The following is a 16,010-nucleotide window of genomic DNA, read 5'->3' as shown; positions in this document are numbered from 1 at the left end:
AGTCCAACCTGCATCTGATCGAGTTCGTGCGCGATTACCTGGCGGGTTTTGGCGTGGCCTGCGAGCTGGTCTACAACGCCGAACGCAGCAAGGCCAACCTGTTCGCCAGCATCGGCCCAGTGGAACTGCCGGGCATTGTGTTGTCGGGGCATACCGACGTGGTGCCGGTGGACGGCCAGCCCTGGACAATGCCGCCGTTTGAGTTGACCGAGCACGACGGCAAGCTGTTTGGCCGCGGCACTGCCGACATGAAAGGCTATATCGCTTGCGTGCTGGCGCTGGTGCCGCAGCTGGTCAAGGCTACGTTGCGCATCCCCGTGCATATCGCCTTGTCGTATGACGAAGAGGTCGGTTGCCTGGGCGTGCGCTCATTGCTGGCGGTGCTGGAGCAGCGGCCGGTGCAGCCGATGTTGTGCATCATCGGCGAACCGACCGAGCTGAAACCGGTGCTCGGCCACAAAGGCAAACTGGCGATGCGTTGCGATGTGCATGGCGAGGCGTGCCATTCGGCCTATGCGCCCTATGGCGTGAATGCCATCGAGCATGCCGCCGACCTGATTGGCGAGCTGGGGCGGATTGGGCAACGGCTGCGCGAGCAGCAGGACCCGAGGTTTGACCCGCCGTTCAGCACGGTGCAGACCGGGGTGATCGCAGGTGGCAAGGCACTGAATATCGTGCCGGCTGACTGCCGGTTCGATTTTGAAGTGCGCGCGTTGCCGTCGATGGACCCGGGGGAAGTGGCCGAGGAACTGCAAGCCTATGCCCTGCAACAGGTATTGCCGCGCATGCAGGCCGTCAGCAAGCAGAGCTCGATTCGGTTTACCGAATTGTCGGCATACCCAGGGTTGGTCACCGATGAGCGCAGCCAGGCGGCAGAGCTGATTGCGGCGTTTTCCGGCTCACGGGACTTCGGCACCGTGGCATTCGGCACCGAGGGTGGGTTGTTTGACGCGGTGGGGATTCCCACGGTGGTGTGCGGGCCTGGAAGTATGGACCAGGGGCATAAGCCGGATGAGTTTGTGAGTGTGAAGCAATTGGCGGGATGTGATGCCATGCTATTGCGCATGCTCGACTCGATTCGCACCTGAGCCGAACTGGCCTCACCAAACAACACAGAACAAATGTGGGAGGAAGCAAGCCCTAACTGTAGTGAGCGGGCTTGCCCGCTCACTACAAGAGTTTGGCCGTAGCAGGTTTAGCCCCCTCCCACATTTTGCGCTGTGTTCTACCCAAGTAAACGTGCCAGCTCTTCCCGGCAATAATCCACAAACAACTGCACCGGTTTGGTCAACGGCGCCCGGCGCAGCCACACTGCCGACAGGCCGGAGCCGGTCACCGTTTCGGCCAGCGGTACACACACGACCTTCTGCCCATCATAGGTGTACTCGGTAAATGGCTTGGTCACCAGAATCGAAAAGCCAAACCCTCTCCCCACCATGCCCCGCACCATCTCGATCGACGGCGAGCTGAACACGATATTCGGCGTCAAGCCACGTTCTTCAAAGATGCTCACGAAGTAAGTCCGGCTCGGCAGTACATCCAGCAGAATCATGGGCTCCAACACCAGGTCCGCCAACGACACCTTGGCCTGCTGCGCAAAACGGTGATCCGCCGGCAGCAATGCATAGGGCTGCTGCGGCGGCATCAACGGCGTGGTCTCGATCGTGCCGCCCAGGTCGTGTTCGAACAGCATCGCCATATCGATACTGCCCGCCGTCAACGCCTGTACCAGCTCTTGTTGTTCGCCATCGCGAATACGGATTTCCACCCCAGGCCAACGCGCCTTGAAGCCGGCGATCAAGCGCGGCAGATACAACGGCGCCACGGTCTCAAAGCAGCCAATATCGATCTGCCCCGCCACTACGTCATTGTCCGCCAGTGCGTTCTGCTCGAACTCATGGGCCACCCGCAACAACTCCAAGGCCTTACGATAAAACCGCGCGCCGCTGGGGGTGAGTGACACACCCTGGGCGTGATGGCGGATAAACAGCTGCACGCCAAAGCTGTCTTCCAACTGCTTGATCGCGGTAGAAACCGACGGCTGCGCGATATACAGCTTGCGCGACGCCTCGGCGACGCTGCCGCACTCGGCCGTGGTGACAAAATATCTGAGCTGGCGCAGGTTATAAGCAGCCATCGGGACCTCCAGAAACGTGGGATTTCGCCCCAAACAAGTGCGTGAAAATCGGCTTTTTCACAGGGATTCAAGTGCATGCAACATACCGGAGCATAATCCGCCGTGAGCTATATTTTTTAAGGTCTATAGCAACAAACTTACTAATTTACCTCCCTGCGCCCATTGCAGATGATCACTCCAACAACAAAGCGCCGCCCGTGCGGCGCACAGCGAAGTACGTCAACGTACTCACCTTGCCTTGGAGCTCGTCATGGTCACCACTGCAACATCCTCCGCCCCGCTTATCGAAAAACACACGATTGGATACGTGCCCCCGGAAGACCGCCATGGAAAGGTAAGAGACCTGTTCACCCTATGGTTCGGCGGCAACATCGCGCCGTTGCCGATCGTCACGGGTGCACTCGGCGTACAACTGTTTCACCTGAACCTGCTGTGGGGCATTGTCGCCATTCTCGTCGGCCACCTGGTCGGCGGCGTGCTGATGGCATTGCACTCAGCGCAGGGCCCGCAGATGGGCATCCCGCAGATGATCCAGAGCCGTGCCCAGTTCGGCTCCCTCGGCGCGCTGCTGGTGGTGGTGATTGCTGGCGTCATGTACATCGGCTTCTTTGCCTCCAACATCGTGCTGGCGGGTAAATCCCTGCACGGTGTGGTCGACAGCGTGCCTGTCCCGGTGGGCATCGTCATTGGCGCCATCGGCTCCGGCATCATCGGCATTATCGGCTACCGCTTCATCCACGTGCTCAACCGCATCGGCACCTGGGTGCTCGGCGCCGGTATCGTGCTGGGTTTTGGCTACATCTTCACCCACGTGCAGACCACCGACTTTTTGACCCGTGGTGAATTCAACATTTCCGGTTGGCTGGCCACGGTGTCGTTGGCGGCGTTGTGGCAGATCGCATTCGCGCCCTACGTATCCGACTACTCCCGCTATCTGCCGGCCGATGTACCCGTAGCGTCGACGTTCTGGACTACCTACCTGGGCTCCGCCTTGGGCTCCAGCCTGGCCTTCATCTTCGGCGCCGTCGCCGTCCTCGCAACGCCGGTAGGCATGGACACCATGGACGCCGTCAAACTCGCCACCGGCGCCATCGGACCATTGATGCTGGTGCTGTTCTTGCTCAGCGTGATCAGCCACAACGCGCTCAATTTATACGGCGCCGTTTTGTCGATCATCACCCTGATCCAGACCTTTGCGTACCGCTGGATCCCCACCGCGAAAAGCCGCGCCGTGATCTCGACATTGGTGCTGGCCGCGTGTGCGATTGCAGCGGTGTTTGCCTCCAAGGACTTCATCGGTCACTTCGTCGACATGGTGCTCGTGCTGCTGGTGGTGCTGGTGCCGTGGACGGCGATCAACCTGATCGACTTCTATGCGATCCATAAGGGCAAGTACGACATTGCCTCGATCTTCCGGGTGGATGGCGGGATTTATGGCAAATACAACCCACAGGCGCTGCTGGCATATGCGGTGGGGATTGCGGTGCAGATTCCGTTCATGAACACGCCGCTGTACGTGGGGCCGATCTCGGCGCACATCAACGGGGCGGATTTGTCCTGGGTGGTGGGGTTGGTGGTGACGTCGCCGTTGTATTTCTGGCTGGCGAGTCGTGACAGTGCTTACAAAAGAAGGATGGATGGAGGGAAGTTGGTGGGTGGGGTCTGAATGGAGTTTGAGGGCGTCTGTCCCTCTGCCTTCGCAGCCTCGCTAAAGCTCGACAGCTCCCACAGGGGATCACGGTGATCAACGTGTGGGAGCCCCGCGAAGGCGGCAGTGTGGCTGGCGGTGTCCTCACCCGATGCCTATCATGTGGCCTTTCGCTCAACGTCCCAGGATTCCCATGCCCGCCCTTACCTTTCGCAACGCCCTCCCCGCTGACGCCGCACGCTGCTTTGAAATCGAAATCAGCGCCTACGAGGGCGATGAAGCCGCCACCCTGGAGAAGATCGCCACGCGCATTGCCCGGTATCCGCAAGGTTTTCTGATCCTGGAGGCCGATGGCGAGGTGGTGGGGTTCATCAACTCTGGCTGCGCCCACGAGGTGGTGATGTCGGACGAGGCGTTCAAGGAGTTGGTGGGGCATTCGGCCGAGGCGCCGAATGTGGTGATCATGTCGGTGGTGGTCGACCCGGCGCATCAGGGCAAGGGCTATTCCAAGGCGTTGATGACTGAGTTTGTGCAGCGCATGCGCGGCATGGGCAAGCAGACGATTCATTTGATGTGCAAGGAGCAGCATGTGCCGTTGTACCAGCGTATGGGCTATACCTATGTGCGCCCTTCGCCTTCGGATCACGGTGGAATGGCGTGGCATGAAATGGTGATGGCTTTTTAATAGCCACGCTGGGAACTAATCCTTTTGGCAGCGTCCAACAAGGCACCACGAATTGACTCGGAATGCCTTGATGTCCAGGAAACGGATTAGCCGCTTGTTTGCCTCTTCTTTGATGACCGTCGCGTTGACGGCCCTAGTGCCGGTTGCATTCGGCGCCACGGGTAAAGACATTGAGCACATCCTCAATTCCTCCCACGATCAGTTGCAACGCGAAGCCGAGCAGCGTTCTGCGGAGCGCTCGCGGCAGATGCAAGAGCAGATACGTCAGACACAAGAGGAAAGCCGCCAGCGAATGAAGGACATGGAAGCGCAAATGCAGCGCGACCAGAAGCAGCGCGAAGAGGACATGGCCAAGGAGCGCTTGGCGGCTCGGGAGAAGGCATTGGAAGAAGAAGCCTCCGCGCGGGCTAAAGTGGCAGGAACCCCAACCGAGACGCCCCATGATCAAGCCACCGCGCATTGAAATCAGCGACCAACCCAACCCCGAGGCCGAGCGCATCCTCGGCAACGGCTTGGCGGCGTTCAATGAAGCCACCACTGGCTTCAACGACCGCCAGCCACTGACCGTGCTGATCAAAGACCCACACACCCAGGCGATCCTCGGCGGTATCACCGGTAAAACCAGCCTGGGCGTGGCCTTTCTTGACCTGTTCCACCTGCCCGAATCGCTACGTGGTTCGGGCCTGGGCAGCCAGTTGCTGCACGCCTTTGAAGATGAAGCCCGGCGTCGCGGCTGCGCTCATGCGGTGCTGTACACCCTCAGCTTCCAGGCGCCAGGGTTTTACGAAAAACATGGCTGGGTGCGCTTTGGTGAAATCCCGTGTGAGCCAGCGGGCAGCAGTCGGGTGTTTCTGTCTAAGCCGTTGTGACGCTCAGGCGCTTACCAAACAACCGATTGCCATGGGTCTCCCCTTGGAAGGTATAGGTCGGCGCTCCCAGCACCACATACCCACGCCGAGGGTAGAACCCCAGCGCGCGCTCATTGCCTACCCACACCGTCGCCCACAGCATCGAAGCGCCTTCTTGCGCGGCATACTGCTCCGCCGCTTGCAGCAGTTGGTAGCCGATGCCCAGGCCGGTAAAGCGCTCCTGGACATACAGGCGCTGCAGCTCGGCAATATCGGGCATCTCGATCATCGGATGGCCGGCGTTGAGTTTGATCTGGGCGAAGCCGACCAAGTGCTGATTGGACTCGGCAACCACCAGCGCAGTGCCGGGTTCCGCCATCAATGCCGTGATCGCATCCGGGGCAAACGCTTGCAATACCTCATTGGCAATCGAGCGGCGAATGCCTTGGGTAGCGTAGGTGTCGAGGAACACTTGCATGCCCAGCACGCCGATGCACAGGGCGTCGTCGAACGTGGCGGGACGAAGGGTGATGGCAGACATCGAGCTTCCTGAACGAGGGCTGGTGAGGATCGACGTTTTACCATGAATGTTGCCACTACGGGTTCACCACAGTAGGGTTTAGCCACCGCCCACATCGCAGGAGCCTCCCCATGAGTTTTTTCTCCGACCCCGATGCCGTCGCCCGCTACGCCGAAGGCCCTGTGCGCCTGGTGCCGGGTTTCGAGGGGCTGCAACGCATGACCACCCTGCTGCTGCGTGAGAACGTGCCGGCCAGCGGCAATGTGCTGGTGCTGGGCGCCGGTGGCGGCCTGGAGTTGAAGCGTTTTGCCGAGGCCGAACCGGGTTGGCGTTTTGTCGGGGTAGACCCGTCGGCCGAAATGTTGAAGCTGGCCGAGGCGACGCTGGGGCCGTTGAATGAGCGTGTGCAGTTGCATGAAGGCTATATCGATAGCGCGCCGCTGGAGCCGTTTGATGGGGCCACGTGTTTGCTGACCTTGCACTTCATCCCCGCCGAGGAGCGCCTGCATACCCTCAAGGCATTGTGGCAACGACTACTGCCAGGGGCGCCGCTGATTGTGGCGCATCACAGTTTCCCCCAGGCGCCAGCAGAGAAAGCCCGCTGGTTGAAGCGCTATGCGGCGTTTGCGGTGGATTCGGGTGTGCCCGTAGCCGATGCCGAACGGGCGATCGTGGCAATCAGTGAGAAACTGCCAGTGCTATCGCCTGAGGCGGATGCGGCCTTGATGAGGGAAGCCGGGTTTGAAGGCGTCGAGCTGTTCTATGCCGGCTTCAGTTTCAAAGGGTGGGTGGGCTACAAGCCAAACTAAGTGGGATGACTCCAAGCCCGCTCACTACAAGTCGCCCTGCGCTACCAACTGCCCGACGCCCCGCCACCGCCGCTGGAACCACCGCCACCGGACGAACCGCTGCTGGAGCTGGAGTCGCTGGAGCTCGAGCTGCTCTCGTCGCTCGAACCCGACCCTGCACCCGTGGCAGTCTTGGCAAAGATGAACAAGGCCACAAACGAAGCAATCGGAAACGCCACGAGCCATCCGTCGCGGCCCGCGTCCGCGATCAGCCCGGCCGCCACATACACCGCCGCCGCTGCGCACAACCGCACGGTAAAACCGGCTCGGCTGGTTCTCCAGGCGCTTCTCATGACCATCCAGAGCACCCAGTAAGCCCCTATCACGGCCAGTGCTCCCAGTGGCAACGCCAACCAATGGATAAAGTCGACGTCGACATACCAGTGGTCCACCACCAACAACCCCACGATGTAGGCCAGTAACCCAACCACGCCGTAAAAGACCGTGCGTGCCGTCCATAACGCCCCGAACGTGGCGCCGGCGATCAACAGGGTCATTGGCAGGATGAACAGGTTTGCCCACCACTCCCGGCCACCGGTAAAAAACGTCACCAGCAGCGTCAGTACCACCGTCGCAATCAACGCCTTGCGCCAGCGCAGTTTGCCAGCGGCCATCAATACTCCGCCGACGCCGCCAAAAATGAAGGCGAGCAATACCGCAACCGCTTGGGGATTCAGGCCAGGCCCTGCCACTTTGGGCAAGTCGCCACCGTCCACCAACACAATCAAATCATTGACCGCCTGCTGCACGCCTCCCGTGTAATCCCCCTGGCGAAACGCCGGGGTGATGTGTTCTTCGATGATGCGATGGGCCAGCAAGTCGGTGACGGTACCTTCCAGGCCATAGCCCACCTCGATACGCACCTTGCGATCATCCTTGGCCACCACCAGCAGGATGCCGTCGTTGACGTCCTTGCGCCCCAATTTCCAGGCGCGGAACAGTTGGTTGGCATAGTCCTCGATGCTCGTACCGCCCGTGGTGGGCACCAGCAATACGGCGATTTGTGCGCCTTTGCGCTGCTCGACGGCAGTCAGTTGTTGTTTCAGACCGGCTGTAGTGCCCGCGTCGAGGGTGTTGGTGAGGTCAATCACCCGCTGGTCGAGGGCCACGCCGATGGGTGACGTGTCGGCCTGGGCCAGGCTCAGCAGGCCAACGAGCAGCAGTGCCACCAGGCCCACAACGGATTGCCGCAAAATCACCACCATGCTTTGTTACCTGAAGTTTCTTCCTGAAGGCGCCGACTTTACCTTATCAACGCTATAAGGCGTGACCCACGGCACGCGACTATCTACACTGCCGCATACATAGCAATACGCCATAATCGAGAGCCCATCCATGAACCTACGCCACCGCAACAATGTCAGCGTGATGGGCAATGGCCCGTCGACCCTGGTGTTCTCCCATGGTTTTGGCTGCAACCAGGCGATGTGGAATTACCTGGCCCCGCATTTTCTCGAGCGTTTCCGCGTGGTGCTGTACGACCTGGTAGGTGCCGGCCTGTCGGACCTGAGTGCCTTCGATAAAAACAAATACAGCGTGTTGGACGGCTACGCCCGTGATCTCAATGAAATCATCGACGCCTATGCCCAAGGCCCGGTGATTCTGGTGGGCCACTCGGTCAGCGCAATGATCGGCACCCTCGCCGACCGCCTGGCGCCCGGGCGCGTTGCCGCCCATGTGATGATCGGCCCCTCGCCGTGCTATATCGATACCGATGGCTACGTGGGCGGTTTCAAGCGCAGCGACATCGACGATTTGCTCGACACCCTCGACAGCAACTACCTCGGCTGGTCCAGCACCATGGCGCCAGTGATAATGGGAGCGCCCGGCCAACCAGCCCTCAGTTCAGAGCTAACCGAGAGTTTCTGCCGCACCGAGCCGGACATCGCCAAGCAATTCGCCCGTGTCACCTTCCTGTCGGACAACCGCCAGGACGTACTCGGCCTGAACGTACCGGTGCTGATCCTGCAATCAAGCGACGACCTGATCGCTCCGGTTGCCGTGGGCGAATACCTGCACAGCGTGCTGCCCAACAGCACCTATTGCCTGGTGGATAACGTCGGCCATTGCCCGCATATGAGCGCCCCACTGGCCTGTGCGGCGGCAATGGAAACGTTCCTGGCGCCGTGGACCCTCGCCGATGCTGTCTGACCTGTTCGACAACGCCGCCTGTGCCCTCGCCGTCACCGCCGAGGACGGCACCCTGGTGCACACCAACGCACGCTTCAGCGACTGGCTTGGGTTCAGCGACAGCGAATTGCGTGGCCGACGTTTCCAGGACCTGCTGACCATAGGCGGACGGATTTTCCACCAGACCCATCTGGCACCGATGCTGCGTATGCACGGCAGCGTCACCGAAGTGAAACTCGACCTCCTGCACCGCGACGGGCACAAGGTGACCGTGCTACTCAACGGTATCAAGCGCGAACTGGCTGACGGCGTGGTGTACGACCTGGCCCTGTTCGGCACCACCGACCGAGACAAGTACGAGCGCGAACTGCTCAACGCGCGCAAGCTGGCCGAAGCGCTGTTGCAGGAAAAAACCGCGGCCGAAGTCGCGTTGCAAAACGCCCAGGCCGAGCTGAGCGAAGCGTATGCCATTGCCCAACGTCGTGCCCTGTTTGCCGAGCAAATGGTGGCGATTGTCAGCCACGACTTGAAAACCCCCCTGACGGCCATCCGCATGGCGTCCGGGTTTCTCAGCCGTGACGAACGCACGGCCAAAGAGCACCAGCTACTCGGCCATATCAGCCAATCCTCCGAACGCGCCCAGCGCATGATCGCCGACTTGTTGGACTTCACCCAGGCCCGGGTCGGCCAGGGCATCACCATCAAGACGGCGCCGCTGGACCTGCACGGCGTGATTCGCCGCGCTGTGGATGAGCTGCGCGTGGCGTTCCCCAAGGCCACGCTGGTACACCAGGCCGAGGGCCGCGGCATCGCTAGCCTGGACGCCGACCGCGTGCAGCAGATCATTGGCAACCTGGTGGCTAACAGTGTGGCGTATGGCGATTTGCTGCAGCCGATCACCATCACTTCACGCCTGGATGACAACGGCTGCCTCGTTGCGGTACACAACCACGGCACGGTCATTCCCGAAGCCCTGCTGGCGGGGCTGTTCGAACCCATGACCCGAGGCACCGACCAGGGCAGCGAGGTGCGCAGCGTGGGCTTGGGACTGTATATCGTGCGTGAGCTGGCCAAGGTGCACGGTGGAGATGTGGCAGTGAAGTCGTGCGTGAGCGGTGGTACGACCTTTACCGTGACATTTCAAAGCACGTAGGCACTGCCCTGCATGATCGGCTCGACACGACCGGTCAATATCACCCCGTCCTGCCCGTCCCACTGCACCGTCACCGTGCCACCGTCACACTGCACGGCCACCGTATCATCCAGCAACCCACGCCGAATCCCGTTGACCACCGCTGCACAGCAACACGAACCGGAACCCTGCGGCACACCGCCGCCACGCTCCCAGATGCGCAGGCGGATATGGTTGCGGTCGAGCACTTGCACGAAGTGCACATTGGTCCTGGCCGGGAATAACGGGTGAACCTCCAGCGTCGGGCCAACCGCAGCCACATCGATGGCGACAATGTCGTCGACAAAATACGTGCAGTGCGGGTTGCCCATGCTGCACGCGGCCGGGTGGCCGTCGATTGGCAGTAAGCGGGTGTCCATCGCCTCGGCCAACGGCACGGCCGACCAGTCCAGCGAAGGCGCGCCCATGTCCACCGACACGCGCTGCCCGCTGACGCGCACGCAGGTCAACAACCCTCGGTCGGTACGTAACACCACCGAATCCGTGCCGGCTTCATGCATCAAGCGGTCGGCCACGCCACGGGTGGCGCTGCCGCAGGTTTGCAGCGGTGTGCCGTCGGCATTCCAGAATCGAATGCGCGCGGCGGCATCCTCGCAGTCGAGCACCACGGCGAGCTGGTTAAAGCCAATGCCGGTATGGCGATTGCCAAGGCGACGGGCGACCTGCGCAGTGATCGGGTCGTCCTGGCCACGGCGGTCGATGATGACGAAATCATCACCATGGGCGTGCATCTTCACGAACGGCAAGGGCATGGACAATCCAGTAGGCAAGCAGGCGGAGAGCACCAGCATACTGAGTTGACCGGAGTTTCATCAAACCCGATCCAGCCGCGTGCTAGCGTAATCGTGTTCCAGCCCAGCCGAGCTTTCTATGAAAAACACCACCCTCGCCCTCACCGCAATGCTGGCTCTGTTTTCCCACGCCGCCATGGCCGCCAACCTCTGCCAGCCTGGCGCTACCAGCCCTAACGCCAAGGCATTGCTGGCCGCCGCGCAGCGGCACTTGGGTGACACCCCCAACCCGCTGCCCCATCTGCACACCGAAGGCACATTGCCGAACCAGGGCATCCGCGAGCCAAGCATCGCGGCCGAAAAGGACTGGCCGGTCATGCGTCAGGCCGCGCTGGCCTGGCGCATCAGTGGCGACCCGCGCTACCTCAAGCAAGTTGACAACTACCTGGCCGCCTGGGCCGATGTGTATCAACCGGACTTCAACCCGATCGACGAAACCAACCTCGACATGCTGATCAGCGCCTACGCGCTCACCGCCGACCACCTGGGCCTGGAAACCCGCGATGCCAGCCGTCGCTTGATCCGCACCCTGGGCAACGGTTACATCGCGCATATCCAGCAATTCCACGGACAGAAGAAAGGCACCCAGACCAACAACTGGCAGAGCCATCGCGTCAAGCTGGTCACCGTGGCCGCCGCCGCACTGGAGGACCGCCCGATGCTGGAGCAGGCGTTGCAGCTGTTCAAACAGCAAATCGCCGACAACGTACTGCCCGACGGCTCAGTCAGCGATTTCCAGGACCGCGATGCCCTGCACTACGTGGTCTACGACCTCGAACCCCTGGTACAGGCCGCACTGGCCGCCAAACCCTACGGCATCGGTGGCGACTGGTTGAAGCTCAGCGCCAATGGCGCTTCACTGGGTGCCGCGCTGGATTGGCTGGTGCCCTATGCCAATGGCCAGCGCAGCCATCAAGAGTTCGTGCACACCCATGTGCAATTCGACAAAGACCGCGCCAACGTCGGTGAAGCCGGCTACAGCGGCACCTGGCAACCCAAGAGCAGCGCCACGCTGTTCTGGCTGGCGGCGCAGTTGGACAGCCGTTACCTGCCGGTGGCCAAGCAGTTGGCAGAAAAGCCGGCGGACTGGATCACGGCCTGCTATTTGAAGTAGACACCGCTAGACTGGCCGCGCTTACTCTTCGAAGGATCGACCATGCTTATTGTATTCAGCGGCCTGCCCGGCACCGGGAAGACCACGATTGCCCGGGAACTGGCCCGCCGGACGGGTGCGGTGTATTTGCGTATCGATGTGATCGAGCAGGCGCTGCGCGAGGCTGCGGTACTGGCGGACGATGTGGGTGCCAGCGGCTACCACGTGGCCAATACGTTGGCCCTGAGCAATCTGCGCTTGGGGCATCGGGTCGTCGCCGACTGTGTGAATCCGCTCGAAGAAAGCCGCCAAGCCTGGCGGGACGTGGCAGCGGCAGCGGGCGTCGAACTGCTCGACATCCAGGTGATCTGCTCAGATCGGCAGGAACACCAACGCCGTGTAGAAACCCGGGTGGGCGATATTCCCGGGCTGGTGCCACCGACTTGGCAGTCGGTGACGGCCCACGAATACACAGCCTGGACTCAGCCGCCACTGACCCTCGACACCGCGAGCGTCACGCCGGCTCAATCAGTCGCCCTGATCCTCGAACGGCTCAGCCTGGGAAATTAGCCCGCAGTGCCTCAAGCCCACCGCTGTAGACACCGGCAAACAATGCCTCGACCTGCTCATCCGTGGTGCCTGCTGTCGGGGTAAATACGCCGGACCAGGTCACCTTCGCCGATGTATCGCTCAAGGCTTCAACCTGCAAGGTCGCCAGGTAAGCAGACACCGGAAACGGTGACTGCTCGATGGTATAGCTGTAGGTACGCGCCACGTTATCAAACGCCTGCAAGCGCTCGACCACCACCCCGCCATCGGCGGTTTGCAGATGGCGCACGCGCCCGCCGTCAGCCGGCTCGCTCTTGACGATGAACGGCAACCAATCTGGCAGGCTGTTGAAGCCGCCGACCAATTGCCAGACCTGATCGGCCGATACCGGGATTTCAATCACAGAAGAGGCTGTTGCCACGAGAAATACTCCACATCAGAAAAAATTCAGATCGCCATGCTGTCCACAACCCCACCGTCGACCCGCAACGCGGCACCGGAGGTGGCAGACGACAGCGGTGACGCAATGTACGCCACCAGGTTCGCCACTTCATCGACATTGGCCGCGCGCTGGATGATCGAGGTTGGTCGCGCACTGCGCACAAACACATCCGCTTCATCCCGGGCACTGCGCCCGGATTTGGCCGTGGCGTCCTTGAGCATCTGCTCCAGGCCGTCGGTGAAGGTCGGCCCTGGCAGAATCGCATTGACCGTCACCCCCGTGCCCGCCAGGCGTTTGGCCAAGCCATGGGACACCGCCAGGTTGGCGCTTTTGGTCACGCCGTAGTTGATCATGTCGGCCGGAATCGCGACACCGGACTCCGAAGACACGAAGATCACCCGGCCCCAGCCCTGCGTCACCATACCCGGCACATAATGCCGCGCCAGGCGCACGCCGGAGATCACGTTGACCTCATAGAAGCGCGTCCACTCGCTGTCCGGGGCGTCGAAAAAGTCCACATCATTGAAGATGCCCAGGTTGTTGACCAGGATGTCGGCGCGCGGTTCGGCGGCAAACAGTGTCGCTGCGCCTTCAGCCGTGCCGAGGTCGGCCACCAGCCCACGCAATTGCGCACCCGGCACCACTTGGCGAATGCTCGCCAGCGCCGCGTCGACCTTGCCCGCGTCACGCCCGATCACCACCACGGTGGCGCCGGATTGCGCCAGGGCCTGGCCGATGCCCAGGCCGATCCCGGCGGTGCTGCCGCTGACGATGGCGACTTTTCCACTTACATCAATGTTCATCTTCGAATTCCTCAAGTTGGCTCAGACAGGCTCTGGGTCTGTTATGACCGTTGAGTTGATCCTAGACGGCGAAAATCGGACCGTCCAAGACATACTGAGACCGACTTGAGTCCTGCAAGGTCTTACCGCTTACAACTCCCGCAACCGCAACCACAGCATGCCCAGCGCCAGCAGTGGCGAACGCAGCAGCTTGCCGCCCGGAAAGGTCATGTGCGGCACCTGGCTGAAGACATCCAGGCCTTTGCTCTGCCCGGCGTGAATGCCTTCGGCTAATAGTTTTGCGCACCAATGGGTCACGTTAAGCCCATGCCCTGAATAACCCTGGGCATAGAACACGTTGGGATGCTGCTTCAGTTGCCCGACCTGGGGAAAGCGATTGGCGGTGATACCGATCTTGCCGCCCCATTGGAACTCGATGGCGCTGTCGGCCAACTGCGGGAACACCTTGAGCATCTTCGGTTGCATATAGGCGGCGATGTCGGCTGGATCGCGTCCCGAGTAGTGACAGGCGCCGCCGAACAACAGGCGGCGGTCAGCTGACAGGCGGTAGTAATCCAGCCCGACTTTCTGGTCGCACAGGGCGAGGTTTTGCGGGATCAGCTGTCGGGCCATGGCCTCGCTCAGCGGTTCGGTGGCGATGATGTAGCTGCCCGCCGGCAGCACCTTGCCGCTCAGGCGCGGTTCCAGTTCATCCAGGTGTGCGTTGCACGCCAAGACCAAGTGCGCGGCGCGCACCGTACCGCCCGTGCAACGGACTTGCACGGTATCGCCGTGGATCAACTCTTGCACCGGGCTGTGCTCGAAAATCCGCACCCCGACGGACTCGGCCACCTGGGCCTCACCCAATACCAGATTGAGCGGATGCAAATGCCCGGAGCCCATGTCCACCAGGCCACCGGCATAGGCCGTGGAGCCCACCACCTGGGACATGTCCTGGGGGCGCACCAGACGGGTTTCATGCTGATAGCCCAGCTTCGCCAAGCTGTCCTGCTCACCCGTGAACGCGGCGAATTGCGCCGGGGTGTTGGCCAGCTCGCAAAAGCCCCAGCGCAGGTCGCAGTCGATGCTGTGCTCGCGAATACGCTCTCCCACCAGCGCCACCGAATCGATACCGGCCCGCTCCAGATAACGCACACCCTCCTCGCCCACGTACTTGGCAAACCCCGATACGTCGTGGCCGATCCCGCGAATCAACTGCCCGCCATTGCGCCCGCTGGCGCCCCAACCGATGCGCCGGGCCTCCAGCAGGATCACCGAGAGCCCGCGCTGGGCCAGTTCGATGGCGGTGTTGACGCCGGTGAACCCACCGCCGATCACACAGACATCGGCGATGAGATCAGCGCCCAGTGCAGGACGCTCAGGCATAGCATTGGCCGTCGCCCGGTAGTAGGACTGGGCGTGGTCATTGGACTGCATCATTTGTTGGTCTTCACTTTGCTCCAGGCGCGCGTCATCAGGCGCATGGTCGCCGGGGTCGGCGTGGTGGAAATATAGAGTTTGTCGAGCACGGCCTGGGACGGGTACACCTCAGGGTTGTTCACCAGCTCCGGCGCCATGAACGGCTTGGCTGCAGGGTTGGCGTTGGCATACCCCACCGAGGCACTGACCTTGGCGATCACTTCGGGATCGAGCAGGTAGTTGATGAACGCGTGGGCTTCTTTCGGGTTACTCGCGTCGGCGGGAATCGCCAGCAGGTCGAACCACAGGTTGGAACCTTCCTTGGGAATCGAATAGGCGATGTTCACCCCGTTCTTGGCTTCCTTGGCGCGGTTGGCGGCCTGGAATACATCGCCGGAATAACCGAATGCCACGCAGATGTCACCGTTGGCCAAGTCCGAAATGTACTTGGAGGAATGGAAGTAAGTGATGTACGGCCGCAACGTCAGCAACTTGGCTTCGGCCTCTTGGTAATCCTTGGGATTTTCGCTGCGCGGGTCCTTGCCCATGTAATTGAGGATCGCCGGGAACAGCTCATCCGCCGAATCGAGGAAGGCCACGCCGCACTGGTTGAGCTTTTTGATGTTCTCCGGCTCGAACAGCACCGCCCATGAGTCGATATGGTCGACGCCCAGCACCTGCTTGATCTTGTCGACGTTGTAGCCGATGCCGTTGGTGCCCCACAGGTACGGCACCGAGTGCGCATTGCCCGGGTCGTTTTTCTCCAGCAGTGCGAGCAGCTTGGGGTCGAGGTTCTTGAAGTTGGGCAACTGCGAGCGGTCGAGTTTGAGGAACGCACCCGCCTTCACTTGGCGCGCCAGGAAGTGGTTGGACGGCACCACCACATCGTAGCCGGTACGGCCGGCGAGCAGTTTGCCTTCCAGGGT

Annotated in this window: 18 protein-coding genes; 10 read left to right on the top strand and 8 right to left on the bottom strand. The window is 61.5% G+C overall.

The features are described 5' to 3' along the window. The coding region (gene argE, locus ACRESD_RS15030) for an acetylornithine deacetylase (protein ID WP_431751638.1) at positions 1-1,088 on the top strand (1,088 nt) is incomplete at its 5' end. Between the two features lie 137 nt (positions 1,089-1,225). Here argE and ACRESD_RS15025 read toward each other — a convergent pair. Further along, positions 1,226-2,137 carry a LysR substrate-binding domain-containing protein gene (locus ACRESD_RS15025; RefSeq protein WP_071483848.1) on the bottom strand — a complete coding sequence of 304 codons (912 nt, stop codon included), beginning with the start codon at positions 2,135-2,137 and terminating at the stop codon, positions 1,226-1,228. A 250-nt stretch (positions 2,138-2,387) separates the two neighbouring features. Here ACRESD_RS15025 and ACRESD_RS15020 point away from each other — a divergent pair, with 250 nt between their 5' ends. The 4 genes from ACRESD_RS15020 (at position 2,388) to ACRESD_RS15005 (ending at position 5,339) form a co-directional block, all read left to right on the top strand. Then, positions 2,388-3,803 carry a purine-cytosine permease family protein gene (locus ACRESD_RS15020; protein WP_431751637.1) on the top strand — a complete coding sequence of 472 codons (1,416 nt, stop codon included), beginning with the start codon at positions 2,388-2,390 and terminating at the stop codon, positions 3,801-3,803. A 175-nt stretch (positions 3,804-3,978) separates the two neighbouring features. Continuing rightward, a complete protein-coding gene (locus ACRESD_RS15015; RefSeq protein ID WP_431751636.1) occupies positions 3,979-4,470 on the top strand; it encodes a GNAT family N-acetyltransferase in 492 nt (163 codons plus the stop codon). Between the two features lie 94 nt (positions 4,471-4,564). Further along, complete coding sequence (locus ACRESD_RS15010; protein WP_431751635.1) at positions 4,565-4,933, top strand: hypothetical protein; 369 nt, start codon at positions 4,565-4,567, stop codon at positions 4,931-4,933. Further along, positions 4,914-5,339, top strand: a complete 426-nt coding sequence (locus ACRESD_RS15005) for a GNAT family N-acetyltransferase (RefSeq protein WP_431751639.1) — start codon at positions 4,914-4,916, stop codon at positions 5,337-5,339. Before ACRESD_RS15010 ends, ACRESD_RS15005 begins: the two co-directional genes overlap by 20 nt. On the opposite strand, the gene ACRESD_RS15000 is transcribed toward ACRESD_RS15005, so the two are convergent. Continuing rightward, positions 5,326-5,859 (bottom strand): GNAT family N-acetyltransferase, encoded by a 534-nt coding sequence (locus ACRESD_RS15000; RefSeq protein ID WP_431751634.1) that lies wholly within the window; start codon positions 5,857-5,859, stop codon positions 5,326-5,328. The genes ACRESD_RS15005 and ACRESD_RS15000 overlap by 14 nt on opposite strands. A 110-nt stretch (positions 5,860-5,969) precedes the next feature. Here ACRESD_RS15000 and ACRESD_RS14995 point away from each other — a divergent pair, with 110 nt between their 5' ends. Continuing rightward, entirely contained in the window at positions 5,970-6,647 is a 678-nt protein-coding gene (locus tag ACRESD_RS14995) for a class I SAM-dependent methyltransferase (RefSeq protein WP_431751633.1), read from the top strand. Positions 6,648-6,688: 41 nt separating this feature from the next. Here the strand turns inward: ACRESD_RS14995 and ACRESD_RS14990 are convergent, their stop codons facing one another. Continuing rightward, positions 6,689-7,891 (bottom strand): TPM domain-containing protein, encoded by a 1,203-nt coding sequence (locus tag ACRESD_RS14990; RefSeq protein WP_431751632.1) that lies wholly within the window; start codon positions 7,889-7,891, stop codon positions 6,689-6,691. A 130-nt stretch (positions 7,892-8,021) separates the two neighbouring features. Between ACRESD_RS14990 and ACRESD_RS14985 the strand changes: the two genes are divergently transcribed. Together ACRESD_RS14985 and ACRESD_RS14980 are read left to right on the top strand one after the other, a co-directional pair. Further along, the gene (locus ACRESD_RS14985) at positions 8,022-8,837 is read left to right on the top strand and encodes an alpha/beta fold hydrolase (RefSeq protein ID WP_431751631.1); all 816 of its coding nucleotides are present in this window, start codon (positions 8,022-8,024) and stop codon (positions 8,835-8,837) included. Beyond that, positions 8,827-9,969 (top strand): ATP-binding protein, encoded by a 1,143-nt coding sequence (locus ACRESD_RS14980; protein ID WP_431751630.1) that lies wholly within the window; start codon positions 8,827-8,829, stop codon positions 9,967-9,969. Before ACRESD_RS14985 ends, ACRESD_RS14980 begins: the two co-directional genes overlap by 11 nt. Here the strand turns inward: ACRESD_RS14980 and dapF are convergent. Continuing rightward, complete coding sequence (dapF, locus tag ACRESD_RS14975) at positions 9,957-10,760, bottom strand: diaminopimelate epimerase (RefSeq protein WP_431751629.1); 804 nt, start codon at positions 10,758-10,760, stop codon at positions 9,957-9,959. The genes ACRESD_RS14980 and dapF overlap by 13 nt on opposite strands. 118 nt (positions 10,761-10,878) lie before the next feature. Between dapF and ACRESD_RS14970 the strand changes: the two genes are divergently transcribed. Both ACRESD_RS14970 and ACRESD_RS14965 read left to right on the top strand, forming a co-directional pair. Then, positions 10,879-11,913, top strand: a complete 1,035-nt coding sequence (locus ACRESD_RS14970) for an alginate lyase family protein (RefSeq protein WP_431751628.1) — start codon at positions 10,879-10,881, stop codon at positions 11,911-11,913. Positions 11,914-11,955: 42 nt separating this feature from the next. Next, complete coding sequence (locus ACRESD_RS14965) at positions 11,956-12,462, top strand: AAA family ATPase (RefSeq protein WP_431751627.1); 507 nt, start codon at positions 11,956-11,958, stop codon at positions 12,460-12,462. On the opposite strand, the gene ACRESD_RS14960 is transcribed toward ACRESD_RS14965, so the two are convergent. The 4 genes from ACRESD_RS14960 to ACRESD_RS14945 all read right to left on the bottom strand — a co-directional run. After that, positions 12,446-12,862, bottom strand: a complete 417-nt coding sequence (locus ACRESD_RS14960; protein WP_431751626.1) for an SRPBCC family protein — start codon at positions 12,860-12,862, stop codon at positions 12,446-12,448. The two genes, ACRESD_RS14965 and ACRESD_RS14960, sit on opposite strands and share 17 nt — an antisense overlap. Positions 12,863-12,888: 26 nt before the next feature. Next, on the bottom strand, positions 12,889-13,686 hold the full coding sequence (locus ACRESD_RS14955) for an SDR family NAD(P)-dependent oxidoreductase (protein WP_431751625.1): 798 nt from the start codon (positions 13,684-13,686) through the stop codon (positions 12,889-12,891). 129 nt (positions 13,687-13,815) lie between these two features. Beyond that, the gene (locus ACRESD_RS14950) at positions 13,816-15,105 is read right to left on the bottom strand and encodes an NAD(P)/FAD-dependent oxidoreductase (protein ID WP_431751624.1); all 1,290 of its coding nucleotides are present in this window, start codon (positions 15,103-15,105) and stop codon (positions 13,816-13,818) included. Further along, on the bottom strand, positions 15,102-16,010 hold a 909-nt coding region (locus ACRESD_RS14945; protein WP_431751623.1), incomplete at its 5' end, for a polyamine ABC transporter substrate-binding protein. The genes ACRESD_RS14950 and ACRESD_RS14945, both read right to left, overlap by 4 nt.

The organism is Pseudomonas sp., from assembly GCF_050739995.1.
Taxonomy (GTDB): domain Bacteria; phylum Pseudomonadota; class Gammaproteobacteria; order Pseudomonadales; family Pseudomonadaceae; genus Aquipseudomonas.
The sequence above is the reverse complement of the archived record's forward strand: the minus strand, read 5'-3'. Positions and strand labels throughout refer to the sequence as shown.

What these genes read in the sequence shown, in the direction of transcription:
- ACRESD_RS14950 (WP_431751624.1), bottom strand. Translation starts at nt 15,105, where the DNA reads ATGATGCAGTCCAATGACCACGCCCAGTCCTACTACCGGGCGACGGCC.
- dapF (WP_431751629.1), bottom strand. Translation starts at nt 10,760, where the DNA reads ATGCCCTTGCCGTTCGTGAAGATGCACGCCCATGGTGATGATTTCGTC.
- ACRESD_RS14995 (WP_431751633.1), top strand. Translation starts at nt 5,970, where the DNA reads ATGAGTTTTTTCTCCGACCCCGATGCCGTCGCCCGCTACGCCGAAGGC.
- ACRESD_RS14965 (WP_431751627.1), top strand. Translation starts at nt 11,956, where the DNA reads ATGCTTATTGTATTCAGCGGCCTGCCCGGCACCGGGAAGACCACGATT.
- ACRESD_RS15020 (WP_431751637.1), top strand. Translation starts at nt 2,388, where the DNA reads ATGGTCACCACTGCAACATCCTCCGCCCCGCTTATCGAAAAACACACG.
- ACRESD_RS15025 (WP_071483848.1), bottom strand. Translation starts at nt 2,137, where the DNA reads ATGGCTGCTTATAACCTGCGCCAGCTCAGATATTTTGTCACCACGGCC.
- ACRESD_RS14990 (WP_431751632.1), bottom strand. Translation starts at nt 7,891, where the DNA reads ATGGTGGTGATTTTGCGGCAATCCGTTGTGGGCCTGGTGGCACTGCTG.
- ACRESD_RS14970 (WP_431751628.1), top strand. Translation starts at nt 10,879, where the DNA reads ATGAAAAACACCACCCTCGCCCTCACCGCAATGCTGGCTCTGTTTTCC.
- ACRESD_RS15015 (WP_431751636.1), top strand. Translation starts at nt 3,979, where the DNA reads ATGCCCGCCCTTACCTTTCGCAACGCCCTCCCCGCTGACGCCGCACGC.
- ACRESD_RS15000 (WP_431751634.1), bottom strand. Translation starts at nt 5,859, where the DNA reads ATGTCTGCCATCACCCTTCGTCCCGCCACGTTCGACGACGCCCTGTGC.
- ACRESD_RS14985 (WP_431751631.1), top strand. Translation starts at nt 8,022, where the DNA reads ATGAACCTACGCCACCGCAACAATGTCAGCGTGATGGGCAATGGCCCG.
- ACRESD_RS14980 (WP_431751630.1), top strand. Translation starts at nt 8,827, where the DNA reads ATGCTGTCTGACCTGTTCGACAACGCCGCCTGTGCCCTCGCCGTCACC.
- ACRESD_RS14955 (WP_431751625.1), bottom strand. Translation starts at nt 13,686, where the DNA reads ATGAACATTGATGTAAGTGGAAAAGTCGCCATCGTCAGCGGCAGCACC.